We start from the raw sequence: 15,359 nt of genomic DNA on the forward strand, positions 1-15,359 counted from the left end.
CCGTGCCGAGCACGGGCATGATGGCGGAAGGGGGGTTCTACAGCGGCAGCAGGCGGGTCCTGGGAAGACGCATCGTCACCACCGTTCCGGCCCCGGCCTGGGAACGGATCGCCAGCGAGCCGCCGTGCCGTTCGGCCAGGGAGCGGGCGATGCTGAGGCCGAGGCCGATCCCCTCGTAAGCGCGGTCCAGACCGCACTCGCCCTGGACGAAGGGCTGGAACACCCGTTCCATCAGCTCGTCGCCGATGCCGCAGCCGGTGTCGCGCACCTCGATCAGCAGGTCGCCCTCCGCGTCCAACCCGGCGCTGACCCCGACCATGCCGTTCTCCGGCGTGAACTTCACCGCGTTCGACAGCAGATGCAGCAGGGCCTGCTTCAGCGCGCGCGGGTCGGCGGTGAGGGGCGGCAGTTCGCCGGGCGGCGTCATGGTCACGGTCAGCCGGCCGCGTTCCGCCCGCTTGGCGATCAGCCGCAGGCAGGAGGCGACCAGCTCGGCCGGGTCGACCAGCGTCTCCTCCAGCGCGCCGCACCCGGCCTCGATGGTGGCGATCTCCAGAAGATCGTTGATGTTGGCGAGCAGCAGTTCGCCCGAGTGCCGGATCTCCTCGACGCCTGCCAGGAGCAGCGGGTCATGGGAGCGGCCCTCCATCCGCTGGCGCAGCAGGTCGGCGAAGCCGAGGATGCCGGTCAGCGGGGTGCGCAGCTCGTGGCTCATGTTCGCCAGGAAGGCGGTCTTGGCGCGGTCCGCCAGCTCGATCGCGGTCTTGGCCTCGCGCAGCGCGCGTTCGGTCTCCTTGGCGGCGGAGATGTCGCGCAGCATGGCGACGAAGATCCGGTAGCCCGGCAGGTCGATGTCCGACAGGGTCAGCCAGAGCGGAATCTCCACCCCGTCGCGGCGGCGGCCCGTGACCTCGCGCCCGATGCCGACGACGTGCGCCTTGAGGGTGGACAGGTAGCGCGAGAGGTAGGCGCCGTGCGAGGCGCCGGCCGGCATCAGGCGGTCGATCGGCTGGCCGACCAGCGCGCCCGGCTCGTACCCCAGCAGCCGCTCGGCCGAGCGGTTGGCCGACAGGATGGTGCCGGTGGCGTCGGCGGTCAGGATCGCGTCCACCGCCTGTTCGACGATGGCGCGGTTGCGCGCCTCGCTGCGGCGAAGCGCCTCCTCCGCCGATATCGTCCGTGCCGGCGGGGCGGGTGGAGGAATGGATGAAGGAATGCGGTCGGTCATGTCGCGGTCGTCCCGGCGCTGTGCCTGCCTTACGAAAGACATAGCTCCGTAGAACGGGAATTTCGACTCTCAACAATGCCGCAGGCGGGCAGAATACCGGCGGTCGGCCACCCGGATCCGGTCAGCGCCGCCGCGCCGCGCCGCGGCGGCGGCCGCCCTTCTGTGGCGGCACCGTGTCGAGAATGGCGAGAAGCCGCTCGATCGCCGCGTCGTCGAGGTCGCCGATGCGTTCCGACAGTCGGTTGGCCAGCTCCGTCGCCCTGGCGCTGAGGCCGGAGGTGTCGACCGTCACGCGGGGATGCGACAGATCCGCCAGCCGTTCCAGATCCTCCGCCTCGTCCCAGATGATGCCGAAATAGGCGCAGATCTGGCGGACGAGCTGGGGCGAGGGCTGGCCGCGCTTGCCGTGCTCCAGCGCCGACAGGTAGGCGGAGGAGATGGACAGATCCGTCGCCATCTGCTTCAGCGTCACGCCCTTGGCGTCGCGCAGCGAACGGACCCGTTCGCCGAACGGGGTCATCGAAGACAATCCTTGTTGAACCGCTCAGTCCTTACGGTCGCGGCGGCGCTTGATCAAGACATAGAGCGCGCCGTCGCCGCCGTCCCTGGGCTGCGCCGGCTGGATGGCCAGCACCATCGGGCGCAGCGCCGGGTCGCCGAGCCAGCGGGGCGCCGCCTGCCGCAGCACGCCGGCCCCGCCGGTGAAGCTGCCCTTGCCGGTGATGACCAGCACGCAGCGCCGGCCCTCGTTCCAGGCGCGGTGGACGAAGGAGGCGAGCGCGGTGTGCGCCTGGGCCTGGGTCATGCCGTGCAGGTCGATCCGCCCCTCGATCTCCAGCTCGCCACGGCGGAAGCGGTCGCCGGTGCGGCGGTCGATGTTGGCGGTCGATCCGGGGGTCAGCGGCGGCAGCGGCGCGCGCGACGGCCGGTCGGAGGCCTTGTGCTGTCTGGCCGTCGGCGGCGGGGCGAGGCTGGTCGCCACCGGCTCGTCATGGCCGGGGAAGGGGGGCGGATCCGGTTCGGGCCCGACCGTCCGGCCCGGCATCGGCTCCGCGTCGCGCATGGCGATCCGCCACAGGCGCCGCTCGTCGGGCGTGGGCAGGCGGCGGCGGGTCATCGGCGCGGAACCTTCTTCGGGCTGGAGCGGCGGGAACGGAAAAACGGGACCGGGCCGGATAAATCCCGGCGCGGCCCCTGTGTCAATGTGTGTTGCCGCAGCGCGAGGAAAAAGAGCGCCGGCCTTACGGTTCCCTGCCCAGCGGGTACGCGCGCAGCGCCTCGTAGACCGAGCCGCCGTTGCCGAGATGGCTGCGGTAGAGCGTCAGGTGGTCGACCGCCATTGGTCCGGCGCGGAACAGGCCGCGCTCGCCCAGGAAGCGGGCGACGCGGTCCTGCGGCGGGTCCTTCAGCCGGGCCAGGGTGACGTGGGGGCTGAACTTGCGCTCCTCCGCCGGCAGGCCGCAGCGGACCAGGGCGGATTCCACCTTGGCCTGGAGATGGTTGAGCGCCTCGTTGCGCTCCACCCCGGCCCATAGGACGCGGGCGCGCCGGCCGCTGCCGAACACGCCGACCCCGTCCAGCGTCAGGGCGAAGGGCGGGGCGCGCACCCCGGCCAGGGCCTCGTCGATGTCGAAAGCCTGGTCCTCCGGCACCTCGCCGATGAAGCGCAGGGTGAGGTGCAGGCTGGCCGGATCCATCCAGCGCGCCCCCGGCACCCCGCCGGACAGGCCGGCGAGGCGCTGGCGGATCTCCTCCGTGACGTCGAGGGCGACGAACAGACGGATCATGGGCGCATCCTTGGGAGTGAGGCTGTGGAAGAGGCGATCAGGGGCAGGGATCGGGCAGGCGTTCGTGGACCGCGTCGATCTCCGCCAGAACCTCGTCGGACAGGGTGACGTCGATGGAGCCGATGTTGGAGAGCAGCGTCTCCATCGTCGTGGCGCCGATCAGCGCGGAGGCGACGAAGGGCTGGCGCAGGGTGAAGGCGATGGCCATCTGGGTCGGCGACAGGCCGTGGCGCCGGGCGATGTCGAGATAGGCCCCGGTCGCGGCGTCGGCGTTGACGGTGGCGTAGCGCGACGGACGGTGGTCGATGGCGCGGCGCGAGCCGGGCGGCACGGCGCCGTTCAGGTACTTGCCGCTCAGCGTGCCGGCGGCGAGCGGCGCGTAGGCGAGCAGCCCGACATCCTCGCGCAGCGACACCTCCGACAGCCCCTGCTCGAAGGTCCGGTTCAGCAGGTTGTAGGCGTTCTGGACGCTGGCGACGCGCGGCAGGCCGGCGACCTCGGCGGCGCGCAGGAAGCGCATGACGCCCCAGGGGGAATCGTTCGACAGGCCGACGTGGCGGATCTTGCCGGCGCTCACCAGTTCGCCGAGCGCCGCCAGCGTCTCCTCGATCGGAACGTCGTCCTTCTCGGGCTTGTGGCTGTAGAGGCGGGCGCCGAAGCGGTTGGTCACGCGGTCGGGCCAGTGGATCTGGTAGAGGTCGATGTAATCGGTCTTCAGCCGCGCCAGGCTGGCCTCGACCGCCGCGAACAGGTTGGCGCGGTCGAGCCGCGACTTCCCATCGCGGATCCAGCCGAAGCCGCCGGCCGGGGCGCCGATGATCTTGCTAGCGAGCACGATCTTGTCGCGGCCGCCGCGCGCCTGGAACCAGGAGCCGATGATCTCCTCGGTCTTGCCGTAGCTGTCGGCGGTGGGCGGCACGGCGTACATCTCCGCCGTGTCGAAGAAATTGATGCCGCGGTCGACGGCGGCGTCCATCTGGGCGTGGCCCTCGGCCTCGCTGTTCTGGCGGCCCCAGGTCATGGTGCCCAGGCCGATGGCGCTGACCGACAGGCCGGTGCGGCCAAGCGAACGATACTGCATCCGAAACGATCCTTACAGGAAAAGGGTCAGTACGCCTGTGTAACCATACAGGCGGTTGTGGGAAATTTCACCGGAGGCGAAGAAGCCGGTCAGCGGCACGTCGCCGAACGCCTCGCGGATCAGCGACAGCTCGGTGTTCGCCTCGCCGAACAGGCTGGGGCCGCGGGCGATGCAGCTGACATAGACCGCCCCCCTGGGCGTCGTCCTCACCCGCTTCCTCAGGCCGTCCAGCATCCGGCGCATGTCGGCGGCGGCGCTGGCGCGGTCGCGGCGGGTGAACAGGATGGGCTGGCCGGTCGTCACCCGCTCGGCGATCGACAGCCAGCCGGCGCGCGGGTCGATGGCGATCAGGTCGCGCACCAGATAATCCTGGGTGTCGGAGCCGGCGATCGGCAGTCCGGCGCAGATGGTGCCGGCCACTTGACGCAAGTCGGCGGCCAGCTCCGGCCCGATGTCCTCCTTGAACACGTCGAGCGCCGGGCGGCCGTCGATCTCCAGGATGACGTTGTCGTCGCTGGCGGTGACGCTGCGCTTCGGCCCGATCGGCAGGCAGCCCTGGGTGCGCGCGGTGGCCACATTGACCGAGGGGGCGAACAGCACGCCGGACACACCGTTCTCGGCCACGGGGCCGCCGTCGAGCGGGTCGGTGAATTGCGGGAAGACGGTGCGCGACGCGCTGGTGCCGCCGACCAGGAAGGCGCTGGTCGTCTCCGACAGGCTGGCGACGAGGTCGGCGAGCTGCGGCGTGCGCGGGTCGGCGTGGACCAGCGCCAGCGAGGCGCCGTGCTTGTCGAGCCAGCCGCCGGCCGAACGGCGCAGCGGCTCCAGGTTGCCGTTCACCGCCGGGAACGGGCGGAAGCCGTCGGCGGGCAGGCGGGCGGCCATGACGGCGATGCCCGGCTCGTCGAAGATCACCTCGCCGTTGGCGCAGACGCCGATGCCGACCGTGCCGGTCCAGTCGCGGATGCCGGTGATGGCGCGCAACAGCGTGACGATGCTGCCGGCGTGCTCGGCGAAGCCGTCGGTGACGTAGAGGAAGCCGAGGTTGCAGCCGGTCACCGGCCCCAGCCGGTCGAGGCAGGCCTTGGTCGTCGGTCCCCAGTCGGTGCCGGCGGCGCTGGCCGCGCGGAAGAAGACCTCTCCGGACGTCTCTTCGGACGTTGCGTGGGTGGCTGTGGTCATGGCGGCCTCAGCCTCCGGTCTTGGGCAGGGAATCGAGCAGGCGGGTGACGTCGGGCAGGATGCGCTCGACGATGACCGCCACCCCCTGGGCGTTGGGGTGCAGCCCGTCGGCCTGGATCAGCGCCCGTTCGGTCGCCACCCCGTCGAGGAAGAAGGGGTAGAGCGGCACGCCGTGCGTCTTCGCCAGCTCCGGGTAGAGCGCGTTGAAGCGCTCGGTGTAGGGGCGGCCGAGGCTGGGCGACGCCAGCATGCCGGCCAGCAGGGTCGGGATCCTGCGCTCGTTCAGCCTGGTCAGGATGGCGTCGAGATTCGCCTTGGCGGCGGCGGGGTCGAGGCCGCGCAGCATGTCGTTGGCGCCCAGCTCGACCAGAGCCGCGTCGGGCTTGTCGGCGAGCGCCCAGTCGAGCCGCGCCAGCCCGCCGGCCGTGGTGTCGCCCGACACGCCGGCGTTGACGACGGTGACCGAATAGCCCTTGGCGGTCAGCGCCTTCTGGAGCTGGCTGGCGAAGCCCTGTGGCTCCGGCAGGCCGTAGCCGGCGGTCAGGCTGTCGCCGAGCGCCAGCAGCTTGACGGGAGCGGCGGCGGCCGAGGCGGGAGAGGTGGCCGGAAGGATCGTCATCGACACCCCTGCGGCGAGCAGCATGGCGAAAGCCGCGTTGAGAAGGCCCGTGTTGAAAGCGCGGCGGGCCGTGCCATATGGCGAACGTCCGTTCCGCATGATCGAGAGACGCATGTCCAAGGTCCAATCCGCTGCAACGTCGTCCGAAACCATCGCCGATCGAACCATCGTGGATCTCGACGACGTCCACTTGAGATTGGACAGCGGGGCCGGACCCGTCAACATCCTGAGGGGCGTGAATCTTCACGTCGGCCGCGGCGAGCGGGTCGGGGTGGTCGGTCCCAGCGGCTCCGGCAAATCGACGATGATGATGGTGATGGCCGGTCTGGAACGCCCGAGCGGCGGCCGGATCCGGGTCGCCGGGCAGGATCTGGGCGCGCTCGACGAGGACGGGCTGGCGCGCTTCCGCCGCGACCATGTCGGCATCGTCTTCCAGGCCTTCCATCTGGTGCCGACGATGACGGCGCTGGAGAATGTGGCGATCCCGCTGGAGTTCGCCGGCGTGCGCGACGCCTTCGACCGCGCCCGCGCCGGGCTGGAGTCGGTCGGGCTCGGCCACCGCATCCATCATTATCCGGGGCAGCTGTCCGGCGGCGAGCAGCAGCGCACGGCGCTGGCCCGCGCCTTCGTCGCCGAGCCGTCGCTGCTGCTCGCCGACGAGCCGACCGGCAACCTCGACATCGACACCGGCGCCACCATCGTCAAGCTGCTGTTCGACCTCGCCGAGCGGCGCGGCACCACGCTGGTGCTGATCACCCACGACCCGGCGCTGGCGGCGCGCTGCGACCGCACGGTGCGGCTGGCCGACGGCAGGATCGCCGACGACGGGCTCGGCGGCGGTGATTTGGACGGCGCCGCCCTGGCGGCCCGCCGCGAGCGCGCCCGGCTGGCGGGGGAATGACGGGGATGGCGACGGAAAACGCTGCCATGGGGAGCGGGGTGATGGGCGGGGCCGGCACCTTGCGGCTCGCCCTGCGGCTGGCCCGGCGCGAACTGCGCGGCGGGCTGAAGGGGTTCTGGATCTTCCTGGCCTGCCTGACGCTGGGCGTCGCCGCCATCGCCTCGGTCCAATCGGTGTCGAGCGGCCTGCTCGACGGGCTGGCCAGCGACGGGCGGTCGATCCTCGGCGGCGACGTGGCGCTGCGCCAGCTCTACACCCCGCCGACCGACGAGCAGAAGGCGGCGCTGGCCGGGGCCGGCCCCAACGTCGCCCGCGTGTCGAATTCGGCCGAGATGCGGGCGATGGCGCGCGCCGACGACGAGGTCCGCGCCTCGCTGGTCGAATTGAAGGCGGTGGACGATGTCTACCCGCTCTACGGCACCCTGACCCTGCGCGGCGGCGGCGACCTGAAGGAGGCGCTGTCCCGGCGCGACGGGCGCTGGGGGGCGGTGGTCGAGGCCAGCCTGACCGACCGGCTCGGCGTCGGGATCGGCGACCCGATCCATCTCGGCGACAGCGTCTACCGCGTCGCCGGGGTGATCGACCGCGAGCCGGACCGGGCATCCTCCAACGCCTTCTCGCTGGGTCCGCGCCTGATGGTGGCGCTGGACTCGCTGCCCGACACCGGCCTGCTGCAACCGGGCAGCCTGACCTGGTGGAGCGCCAAGGTCGCCCTGCCGGTCGGTACCGACCTCCGGGCGTGGCAGGACTCCCTGAAGGCGCGTTTCCCCGACGCGCCCTGGCGGGTGCGTGACTTCACCAACGCCTCTCCGCAGATCGAGCGCTTCATCGACCGCATGACGCTGTTCCTGACGCTGGTCGGGCTGACCGCCCTGCTGGTCGGCGGGGTCGGGGTCGGCAACGCGGTGCGCAGCCATCTCGATTCCCGCGCCCGCACCATCGCCATGATGAAGTGCATCGGCGCGCCCGGCGCGCTCGTCTTCCAGCTCTATCTGGCGCAGATCCTGGCGCTGGCTCTGGTCGGCATCCTGCTCGGGCTGGCGCTGGGGGCGGTGGCGCCGCTGGCGCTCGGCCGGCTGCTGGAGGATGTGCTGCCGGTCTCGGCCCACATCGGGGTCTATCCCGGCGCGCTGGCGCTGGCGGCGCTCTACGGCGTGCTGACGGCGCTGACCTTCTCGCTGTGGCCGCTCGGCCGCGCGCGCGAGGTGCCGGCCGGCGCCCTGTTCCGCGACGTCATCACCCCGGCGGGCGGGCGGCCCAGGGCGCCCACCCTCGCCGCCATGGCGCTGTCGGTGCTGGCGCTGGCCGGGCTGGCGGTGGCGACCGCCGACAACAAGCTGTTCGCCGCCTGGTTCGTCGCCGGCTCCATCGCCACCTTCGTCACCTTCCGGCTGGCGGCCGGGCTGGTGACGGCGGGTGCGGCGAAGGTCGGCGCCAGGGCCGGAGGGTTGCGGCGGCCGGGGCTGCGGCTGGCGCTCGCCAACCTGCACCGGCCGGGCAACCCGACGGCGGCGGTGGTGCTGTCGCTGGGTCTCGGCCTGACCGTGCTGGTCGCCATCGCGCTGGTCCAGGGCAACTTCGCCCGCCGGGTGTCGGAGACGATCCCCAAGGACGCCCCGAGCTTCTTCTTCGTCGACATCCAGCGCGACCAGTTCGACCCGCTGCGCGATCTGGTGACCGGCGTCCCCGGCACCAGCGCCTTCGAGGCGGTGCCCAGCCTGCGCGGCCGCATCGAGAGCGTCGACGGGGTGGAGGCCGAGAAGGCGCTGGCCAACCCGGAGCAGGCCTGGATCCTGGCCGGCGACCGCGGCATCACCTACGCCGCGAACCTGCCGGCGCGCTCGCAGGTGGTCGCCGGCTCCTGGTGGGCGGCCGACTACAAGGGGCCACCGCTGATCTCGATCCACCAGAGCGTCGCCGAGGCCTTCACCATCGGTCCCGGCGCCAAGCTGGCGGTCAACATCCTGGGCCGGACCATCGAGGCGACGGTCGCCAACGTCCGCGCCGCCGATTTCAGCAGCATGGCGATCAACTTCACCATGGTCTTCGCCCCCGGCACGCTGGAGGGCGCCCCGCAGACCTGGATCGCCACCGTCCGCGCCACGCCGGACGCCGAGGAGGCGGTCCAGCGCGCCGTGTTGCAGCGGTTCCCCAACATCACGCTGGTGCGGGTGAAGGACGCGCTCGACACGGTGGGCGACATGCTGAGCCACATCGGCACGGCGGTGCGCATCGTCGCCGGCATCACGCTGGTCGCCGGCACGCTGGTGCTGGCCGGGGCCGTCGCCGCCGGCCACCGCCGCCGGGTCTACGACGCCGTGGTGCTGAAGGTGCTGGGGGCGACGCGGGCCGACGTGCTGCGCGCCTTTTTGCTGGAATACGGCCTGCTCGGCCTGATGACCGCCGCCATCGCCGGGGCGATCGGCACGCTGACCGCCTGGGCGGTGATGCGGTTCCTGATGCGCTGGGAGTGGAGCTTCCTGCCGTCGGCCGTGGTGACGACGGCGCTGCTCAGCACCGCGATCACGCTGGCCTTCGGGTTCTATGGTACCTGGCGGGCGCTGGGGCAGCCGGCGGCGCCGTTGCTTCGCAACGAATGAGGAGGGTCGGGACGTTCCAAAGTCACGGGTTCATGAAAGCTTTTTCATCCCGTGGACGAGTTTCCGATTCCTGTTGAACGGCATGGCGGACTCGCCAATATGTCAGGTCGACGGGACAACCTTCTTTCACCGAGGATACGACCATGGCTGACCCGACCTTTAACCGCTTCGCGACCGTGGGCCGCGCGACAGATCGGGGATACTTCGACGAAGGCCTGCGGCAGCACATGCTGCGCGTGTACAACTACATGGGCGCCGGCCTGATCCTGACGGGTCTGGTCGCGATGCTCGTGTCGTCCAGCCCGGCCATGATGGCGGCGATCTTCGGAACGCCGCTGAAATGGGTGGTGATGCTGGCGCCGCTGGCCTTCGTGATGGTGCTGTCCTTCGGCATTCAACGCCTGTCCTTCGCGTCGGCGCAGCTGGTCTTCTGGGCCTACTGCGGCGCGATGGGCCTGTCGATGTCGGCGATCTTCCTGGTCTTCACCGGGGCGTCGATCGCGCTGACCTTCTTCGTCACCGCCGCGACCTTCCTGTCGATGAGCCTGTACGGCTACACGACGAAGGCCGACCTGTCGAAGATGGGCTCCTTCCTGATGATGGGCGTGATCGGCCTCGTCATCGCCGGTCTGGCCAACATCTTCTTCCAGTCGCCGGCCCTGCATTTCGCGATCTCGGCCATCGGCGTGCTGATCTTCACCGGCCTGACCGCCTACGACACCCAGGCGATCAAGGAAAGCTACGCCGAGGGTTACGACCACGAGAGCACCGGCAAGCTGGCTCTGATGGGCGCCCTGACGCTGTACCTGGACTTCGTGAACCTGTTCCAGTTCCTGCTTCAGTTCCTGGGCGTGCGCAACAACGACTGAGCGTGACCAACCGTCGGATCGGTTGATCGAAACGACGAACCTTGAAACGACGAACCGCCCGGAAGCAGCCGCTTCCGGGCGGTTTTTCTTTGGGGGAGAGGGTTGGGGGCGCGTGTTCCCCGCCTGGGCATCCTCACGCCGGCTCGGTGCTGACCACGCGGTCCTTGCCGGCCTGCTTGGCCTGGTACATGCGCTGGTCGGCCAGTTCCACCAGGGCTTCCCAGTCGATGGAGCGGTCGGCGTGCTGCTCGGCGATGCCGATGCTGGCGGTCTGGAGGGCGCCGTCCGGCCGCTTGCCGAAGCCGGCGGCGCGCATCCGTTCGACCGCGATCATCGCGCCGTCGATCGGCGTGTCCGGCATGATCACCAGGAACTCCTCGCCGCCCCAGCGGACCAGCGCGTCGGATTCCCGCAGCAGGCTGCGGATGGTGGTCGCGGCGTGGCGCAGCACGCGGTCGCCCTCGTCGTGCCCGAAACGGTCGTTGACCGTCTTGAAGTCGTCGAGATCGACGAAGATCGCCGACAGGGGCTGGTTCGACCGCTGGGCGTGCGCCATCTGAAGCCGCAGCAGCTCTTCGCCGATCCGGCGCGACAGCGCGCCGGTCAGCACGTCGTGCGCCGCCTGCTCCAGCAGGGCGATCATGAAGTGGAGCTGGCTGATGGCGGCCAGCGTCGCCACCACGGCGATCAGCACCAGCAGCCAGAGCGCGCTGATGTAGGACGGGAAGGGCAGGACCAGCGAGCCGTAGAAGCCGGCGCCGAGATGCGCCGCCAGCATCGGGGCGGCGAAGAGGGCGCCCTCCTTGGCGGTCAGAGGGAAGACGCTGAGGCCGGCGACCATGACGAAGGGCAGATAGCCGTAGCCGGCCGTCACCGCGATGCGCAGGTCGTCCATCCCCTGCTCGTAGAGCAGCGGGTGCGAGATGGTGAAGAACAGGGTCGGGATCGCCAGCAGCGCGGCCAGCCGCCACCACGCGTCCTTGATGTCGTCGCAGGGGCGCGGGTCGAGGGCGAGCGCCAGGAAGGCGCCGCTGGCGGTCAGCCGCAGCGCGGCGAGGGCGGCGGACAATGGCCAGTTGAACACCGTCACGTCGATGATGATCCACAGCGGCGTCAGCAGTCCGAAGACCATCGCCACCATGCGGACGCGCGAATGGATCATCGCCGCCCGCCGCCGGTTCAGGATGGGCGAATGCCCGGACGGCACAATCAGATCCCTGATCTGGTCGCCCCGGATGAAATCCGCGAAGGACGGTTTACCGAGCATGACGCGGCTTGTTCCCAGCACAGTCAAAGGGGAAACGCGTTGGCAAGTTGCACAGGCACGTTTCGCCCGGCAATGGCTTTCGCCAAAAAAGGTACCCTATCAGGGTGGGGCGGCTGGGACAAACATCATACAAAAAAAGAGGCGGCATTGCGCCGCCTCCGTTTCGTTTCATGGGCTTTGAAGCTTTTTGAAACTTTCAATCCTTCAGGTCTTCCCACAATTCCTTCACCTTGGCGAAGAAACCTTCCGATTGTGGGTTCGAACCTTCTTTCCCGCCACTCTCGAACTCGCGCAGCAATTCCTGCTGGCGCTTGGTGAGGTTGACCGGCGTCTCCACCACCGCCTGGATGTACATGTCGCCGCGCTGGGGGCTGCGCAGCACCGACATGCCCTTGCTCTTGATGCGGAACTGGTGGCCGGACTGGGTGCCCGGCGGCACCGTCACCTTGGTGCGGGTGCCGTCGATGGTCGGCACCTCCACCGTGCCGCCCAGCGCCGCCGTGGTCATCGGGATCGGCACGCGGCAGTGGATGTTGGCGCCGTCGCGCTGGAAGATCGGGTGGGGGGCGATGGCCAGGAAGATGTAGAGGTCGCCCGCCGGCGCCCCGCGCAGCCCCGCCTCGCCCTCGCCGGCCAGACGGATGCGGGTGCCGTCCTCGACGCCCGCCGGGATGTTGACCTGGAGGGTCTTCTCCTTGCGCAGGCGGCCGGCGCCGCCGCAGGTCTTGCAGGCGTCCTTGATGACCTTGCCGGCGCCGTGGCAGCCGGGGCAGGTGCGCTCGATGGTGAAGAAGCCCTGCTGCGCGCGCACCTTGCCGTGGCCCTGGCAGGTCGGGCAGGTGATCGGCTGGGTCCCCGCCGCCGCGCCCGAGCCGTTGCAGCCGTCGCACTGGACCGACGTCGGCACGCGCACGTTGGTCTGGGTGCCCTTGAAGGCCTCCTCCAGCCCGATCTCCAGATTGTAGCGCAGGTCCTGGCCGCGCCCCGAGGCACCGCCGCCGCCACGCCGGCCGCCCATGAACTCGCCGAACATCTCGTCGAAGATGTCGGCGAAGCCGCCGGCCCCGCCGCCGAAGTCGAAGTTGAAGCCGCCGGCCCCGCCGCCCGGCCCGCCGCGTCCGCCGCCATTCTCGAAGGCGGCGTGGCCGAACCGGTCGTAGGCCGCGCGCTTCTGGTCGTCCTTGAGGATCTCGTAGGCCTCGCTGACTTCCTTGAACTTGTGCTCGGCCTCCTTGTCACCCTGGTTGCGGTCCGGGTGGTACTGCATCGCCATCTTGCGGTAAGCCTTCTTCAGCTCATCCGCGCTGGCGCCTTTTTCCACACCGAGCAGCTCGTAATAATCCTGTTTCGCCATGGGGGCCGACCGCCTTACGTCTGGTCCAAACTGTCCGGGTCACGCTGCAACCTGACCCCAGCATACCGAAGGCCCGCCGCCGGGGAAAGGCGGCGGGCCAACGATGCTCGCGTCAGGTCCGTATCAAAAAGAAGCCGCCCAAGGAATGGGCTTAGGCCGACTTCTTCTTGTCGTCCTGGACCTCCTCGAAGTCGGCGTCGACGACGCCCGGCTCGTTCGGCTTGGCGCCCGAGGCACCGGTGTCGTCGCCGCCCGCACCCGGAGCCTCGCCCTGGCCGGCCTTGTACATCGCCTCGCCCAGCTTCATCGAGACCTGGGCCAGGGCCTCGGTCTTGGCCTTCAGCGTCTCCAGGTCGTCGCCGTCGAGCACGCCCTTCAGCTCGGCGACGGCGGCCTCGGCGGCGGTCTTGTCGGAGGCCGGGATCTTGTCCGCGTTCTCCTTGATGGTCCGCTCCGTGGTGTGGATCAGCGCGTCGGCGTGGTTGCGGGCGTCGACCAGCTCACGGCGCTTCTTGTCCTCGGCCGAATGGGCTTCGGCGTCCTTCACCATCTTCTGGATGTCGGCGTCCGATAGGCCGCCCGAGGCCTGGATGCGGATCTGCTGCTCCTTGCCGGTCGCCTTGTCCTTGGCGGTGACGCTGACGATGCCGTTGGCGTCGATGTCGAAGATCACCTCGATCTGCGGCACGCCGCGCGGGGCCGGCGGGATGCCGACCAGATCGAACTGGCCCAGCGCCTTGTTGTCCTGCGCCATCTCGCGCTCGCCCTGGAAGACGCGGATGGTGACGGCGTTCTGGTTGTCCTCGGCGGTCGAGAAGACCTGGCTCTTCTTGGTCGGCACCGTGGTGTTGCGGTCGATCAGGCGGGTGAAGACGCCGCCCAGCGTCTCGATGCCCAGCGACAGCGGGGTGACGTCGAGCAGCAGGACGTCCTTGACCTCGCCCTTCAGCACGCCGCCCTGGATGGCGGCGCCGATGGCGACCACCTCGTCCGGGTTGACGCCGCGGTGCGGCTCACGGCCGAAGAACTGCTTCACCGCGTCGATGACCCTGGGCATGCGGGTCATGCCGCCGACCAGGATCACCTCGTCGATCTCGCTCGCCTTCAGGCCGGCGTCCTTGAGGGCGGCCTTGCAGGGCTCGATCGTGCGCTGCACCAGATCGTCGACCAGGGCTTCCAGCTTGGCGCGGGTGACCTTGATGTTCAGGTGCTTCGGGCCGGTCTGGTCGGCGGTGATGAAGGGCAGGTTGACCTCGGTCTGCGTCGTCGAGGACAGCTCGATCTTCGCCTTCTCGGCGGCCTCCTTGAGGCGCTGGAGGGCGAGCTTGTCCTTGCGCAGGTCGATGCCCTGCTCCTTCTGGAACTCCTCGGCCAGATACTCGATGACGCGGCTGTCGAAGTCCTCGCCGCCGAGGAAGGTGTCGCCGTTGGTCGACTTCACCTCGAACACGCCGTCGCCGATCTCCAGCACCGAGATGTCGAAGGTGCCGCCGCCGAGGTCGTAGACCGCGACGATGCCGGTGCCCTTCTTCTCCATGCCGTAGGCGAGCGCGGCGGCCGTCGGCTCGTTGATGATGCGCAGGACTTCCAGCCCGGCGATCTTGCCGGCGTCCTTGGTGGCCTGGCGCTGGCTGTCGTTGAAGTAGGCCGGGACGGTGATGACCGCCTGCGTGACCTTCTCACCCAGATAGTTTTCCGCCGTCTCCTTCATCTTGCCGAGGATGAAGGCGCTGATCTGGCTCGGGCTGTACTTCTTGCCGTGCGCCTCGGTCCAGGCGTCGCCGTTGTCGCCGGAAATGATCTTGTAGGGAACGAGGCCCTGGTCCTTCTTGGTCAGCGGATCGTCGTAGCGGCGGCCGATCAGACGCTTGATCGCGAAGAGGGTGTTTTCCGGGTTGGTGACGGCCTGGCGCTTGGCGGGCTGGCCGACGAGGCGCTCGCCGCTCTGCGTGAAGGCGACCATCGACGGCGTCGTGCGGGCGCCCTCGGCGTTCTCGATGACCTTGGCGGTGCCGCCTTCCATGACGGCGACGCAGGAGTTCGTGGTGCCGAGGTCGATACCAATCACTTTGCTCATGTTCAGCCTCTTGTGTTCGGCAGATGCGTGGCGGCCCGTCGGTTCCGGCACCGCCGCGATCCCCTGGGATCGGTGGAACGGTTTGGGTGGATCACTGCTGGCGGAGATATAGGCGGGCGCGTTTCGGGCTGCAACGGTGTGCTGGTCGGTTCAACCCGCAAAAGCGGGGAAAAGCACGCCGGGCGGGATGGCCGGGTGAGTCACGGCGACGGTCTCGCTTCAGAATAGAATACCCGCGTATTCAAGGACGCATCGTATATATCCGGGTATTCACCACATTTGAATCATATCGTTTCCCCTGTTACAAGTCTTTAACCGAGAGACCGATAAGTAGACAAGGTCATTAACCTTTCATTAACAAGAAACCGTGTGATTATTATCCAGGAATCAATTG

13 protein-coding genes are annotated in these 15,359 nt (G+C 69.4%); 3 read left to right on the forward strand and 10 right to left on the reverse strand.

Annotated features, from left to right (window positions below):
* Positions 1-37: 37 nt before the first annotated feature.
* The 7 genes from J2847_RS15620 to J2847_RS15650 form a co-directional block, all read right to left on the reverse strand.
* Positions 38-1,228, reverse strand: coding sequence for a PAS domain-containing sensor histidine kinase (locus tag J2847_RS15620; protein WP_209779840.1), 1,191 nt, complete (start codon positions 1,226-1,228; stop codon positions 38-40).
* A gap of 121 nt (positions 1,229-1,349) precedes the next feature.
* Positions 1,350-1,748, reverse strand: a complete 399-nt coding sequence (locus tag J2847_RS15625; RefSeq protein ID WP_209779841.1) for a helix-turn-helix domain-containing protein — start codon at positions 1,746-1,748, stop codon at positions 1,350-1,352.
* A 24-nt stretch (positions 1,749-1,772) separates the two neighbouring features.
* The gene (locus J2847_RS15630) at positions 1,773-2,345 is read right to left on the reverse strand and encodes a Smr/MutS family protein (protein WP_209779842.1); all 573 of its coding nucleotides are present in this window, start codon (positions 2,343-2,345) and stop codon (positions 1,773-1,775) included.
* 124 nt (positions 2,346-2,469) lie between these two features.
* Positions 2,470-3,015, reverse strand: a complete 546-nt coding sequence (gene thpR, locus J2847_RS15635) for an RNA 2',3'-cyclic phosphodiesterase (protein ID WP_085555563.1) — start codon at positions 3,013-3,015, stop codon at positions 2,470-2,472.
* 37 nt (positions 3,016-3,052) lie between these two features.
* The gene (locus J2847_RS15640) at positions 3,053-4,096 is read right to left on the reverse strand and encodes an NADP(H)-dependent aldo-keto reductase (protein WP_209779843.1); all 1,044 of its coding nucleotides are present in this window, start codon (positions 4,094-4,096) and stop codon (positions 3,053-3,055) included.
* Positions 4,097-4,108: 12 nt separating this feature from the next.
* Positions 4,109-5,278 carry an FIST signal transduction protein gene (locus J2847_RS15645; RefSeq protein ID WP_209779844.1) on the reverse strand — a complete coding sequence of 390 codons (1,170 nt, stop codon included), beginning with the start codon at positions 5,276-5,278 and terminating at the stop codon, positions 4,109-4,111.
* A gap of 7 nt (positions 5,279-5,285) precedes the next feature.
* On the reverse strand, positions 5,286-5,921 hold the full coding sequence (locus J2847_RS15650) for an arylesterase (protein ID WP_233474553.1): 636 nt from the start codon (positions 5,919-5,921) through the stop codon (positions 5,286-5,288).
* A gap of 88 nt (positions 5,922-6,009) precedes the next feature.
* On the opposite strand from J2847_RS15650, the gene J2847_RS15655 reads away from it, so the two are divergent.
* From J2847_RS15655 to J2847_RS15665, 3 genes are all read left to right on the forward strand, one after another.
* A complete protein-coding gene (locus J2847_RS15655; protein ID WP_233474554.1) occupies positions 6,010-6,798 on the forward strand; it encodes an ABC transporter ATP-binding protein in 789 nt (262 codons plus the stop codon).
* Between the two features lie 5 nt (positions 6,799-6,803).
* On the forward strand, positions 6,804-9,398 hold the full coding sequence (locus J2847_RS15660; protein WP_233474555.1) for an ABC transporter permease: 2,595 nt from the start codon (positions 6,804-6,806) through the stop codon (positions 9,396-9,398).
* A 143-nt stretch (positions 9,399-9,541) separates the two neighbouring features.
* Positions 9,542-10,267, forward strand: a complete 726-nt coding sequence (locus J2847_RS15665; protein WP_209779845.1) for a Bax inhibitor-1/YccA family protein — start codon at positions 9,542-9,544, stop codon at positions 10,265-10,267.
* Between the two features lie 133 nt (positions 10,268-10,400).
* Here the strand turns inward: J2847_RS15665 and J2847_RS15670 are convergent, their stop codons facing one another.
* The 3 genes from J2847_RS15670 to dnaK all read right to left on the reverse strand — a co-directional run bounded on the left by J2847_RS15670 (position 10,401) and on the right by dnaK (position 14,965).
* Positions 10,401-11,534 carry a GGDEF domain-containing protein gene (locus J2847_RS15670; protein ID WP_209779846.1) on the reverse strand — a complete coding sequence of 378 codons (1,134 nt, stop codon included), beginning with the start codon at positions 11,532-11,534 and terminating at the stop codon, positions 10,401-10,403.
* Between the two features lie 196 nt (positions 11,535-11,730).
* Positions 11,731-12,888: a molecular chaperone DnaJ gene (gene dnaJ / locus J2847_RS15675; protein ID WP_209779847.1), complete on the reverse strand. Its 1,158-nt coding sequence runs from the start codon at positions 12,886-12,888 to the stop codon at positions 11,731-11,733.
* 151 nt (positions 12,889-13,039) lie between these two features.
* A complete protein-coding gene (dnaK, locus tag J2847_RS15680) occupies positions 13,040-14,965 on the reverse strand; it encodes a molecular chaperone DnaK (protein WP_209779848.1) in 1,926 nt (641 codons plus the stop codon).
* Between the last annotated feature and the right edge of the window lie 394 nt (positions 14,966-15,359).

Source organism: Azospirillum agricola, assembly GCF_017876095.1.
GTDB lineage: Bacteria > Pseudomonadota > Alphaproteobacteria > Azospirillales > Azospirillaceae > Azospirillum > Azospirillum agricola.

Coding starts and splice junctions, on each gene's coding strand:
- J2847_RS15620 (WP_209779840.1), bottom strand. CDS start 1,228: ATGACCGACCGCATTCCTTCATCCATTCCTCCACCCGCCCCGCCGGCA.
- J2847_RS15625 (WP_209779841.1), bottom strand. CDS start 1,748: ATGACCCCGTTCGGCGAACGGGTCCGTTCGCTGCGCGACGCCAAGGGC.
- J2847_RS15630 (WP_209779842.1), bottom strand. CDS start 2,345: ATGACCCGCCGCCGCCTGCCCACGCCCGACGAGCGGCGCCTGTGGCGG.
- thpR (WP_085555563.1), bottom strand. CDS start 3,015: ATGATCCGTCTGTTCGTCGCCCTCGACGTCACGGAGGAGATCCGCCAG.
- J2847_RS15640 (WP_209779843.1), bottom strand. CDS start 4,096: ATGCAGTATCGTTCGCTTGGCCGCACCGGCCTGTCGGTCAGCGCCATC.
- J2847_RS15645 (WP_209779844.1), bottom strand. CDS start 5,278: ATGACCACAGCCACCCACGCAACGTCCGAAGAGACGTCCGGAGAGGTC.
- J2847_RS15650 (WP_233474553.1), bottom strand. CDS start 5,921: ATGCTGCTCGCCGCAGGGGTGTCGATGACGATCCTTCCGGCCACCTCT.
- J2847_RS15655 (WP_233474554.1), top strand. CDS start 6,010: ATGTCCAAGGTCCAATCCGCTGCAACGTCGTCCGAAACCATCGCCGAT.
- J2847_RS15660 (WP_233474555.1), top strand. CDS start 6,804: ATGGCGACGGAAAACGCTGCCATGGGGAGCGGGGTGATGGGCGGGGCC.
- J2847_RS15665 (WP_209779845.1), top strand. CDS start 9,542: ATGGCTGACCCGACCTTTAACCGCTTCGCGACCGTGGGCCGCGCGACA.
- J2847_RS15670 (WP_209779846.1), bottom strand. CDS start 11,534: ATGCTCGGTAAACCGTCCTTCGCGGATTTCATCCGGGGCGACCAGATC.
- dnaJ (WP_209779847.1), bottom strand. CDS start 12,888: ATGGCGAAACAGGATTATTACGAGCTGCTCGGTGTGGAAAAAGGCGCC.
- dnaK (WP_209779848.1), bottom strand. CDS start 14,965: ATGAGCAAAGTGATTGGTATCGACCTCGGCACCACGAACTCCTGCGTC.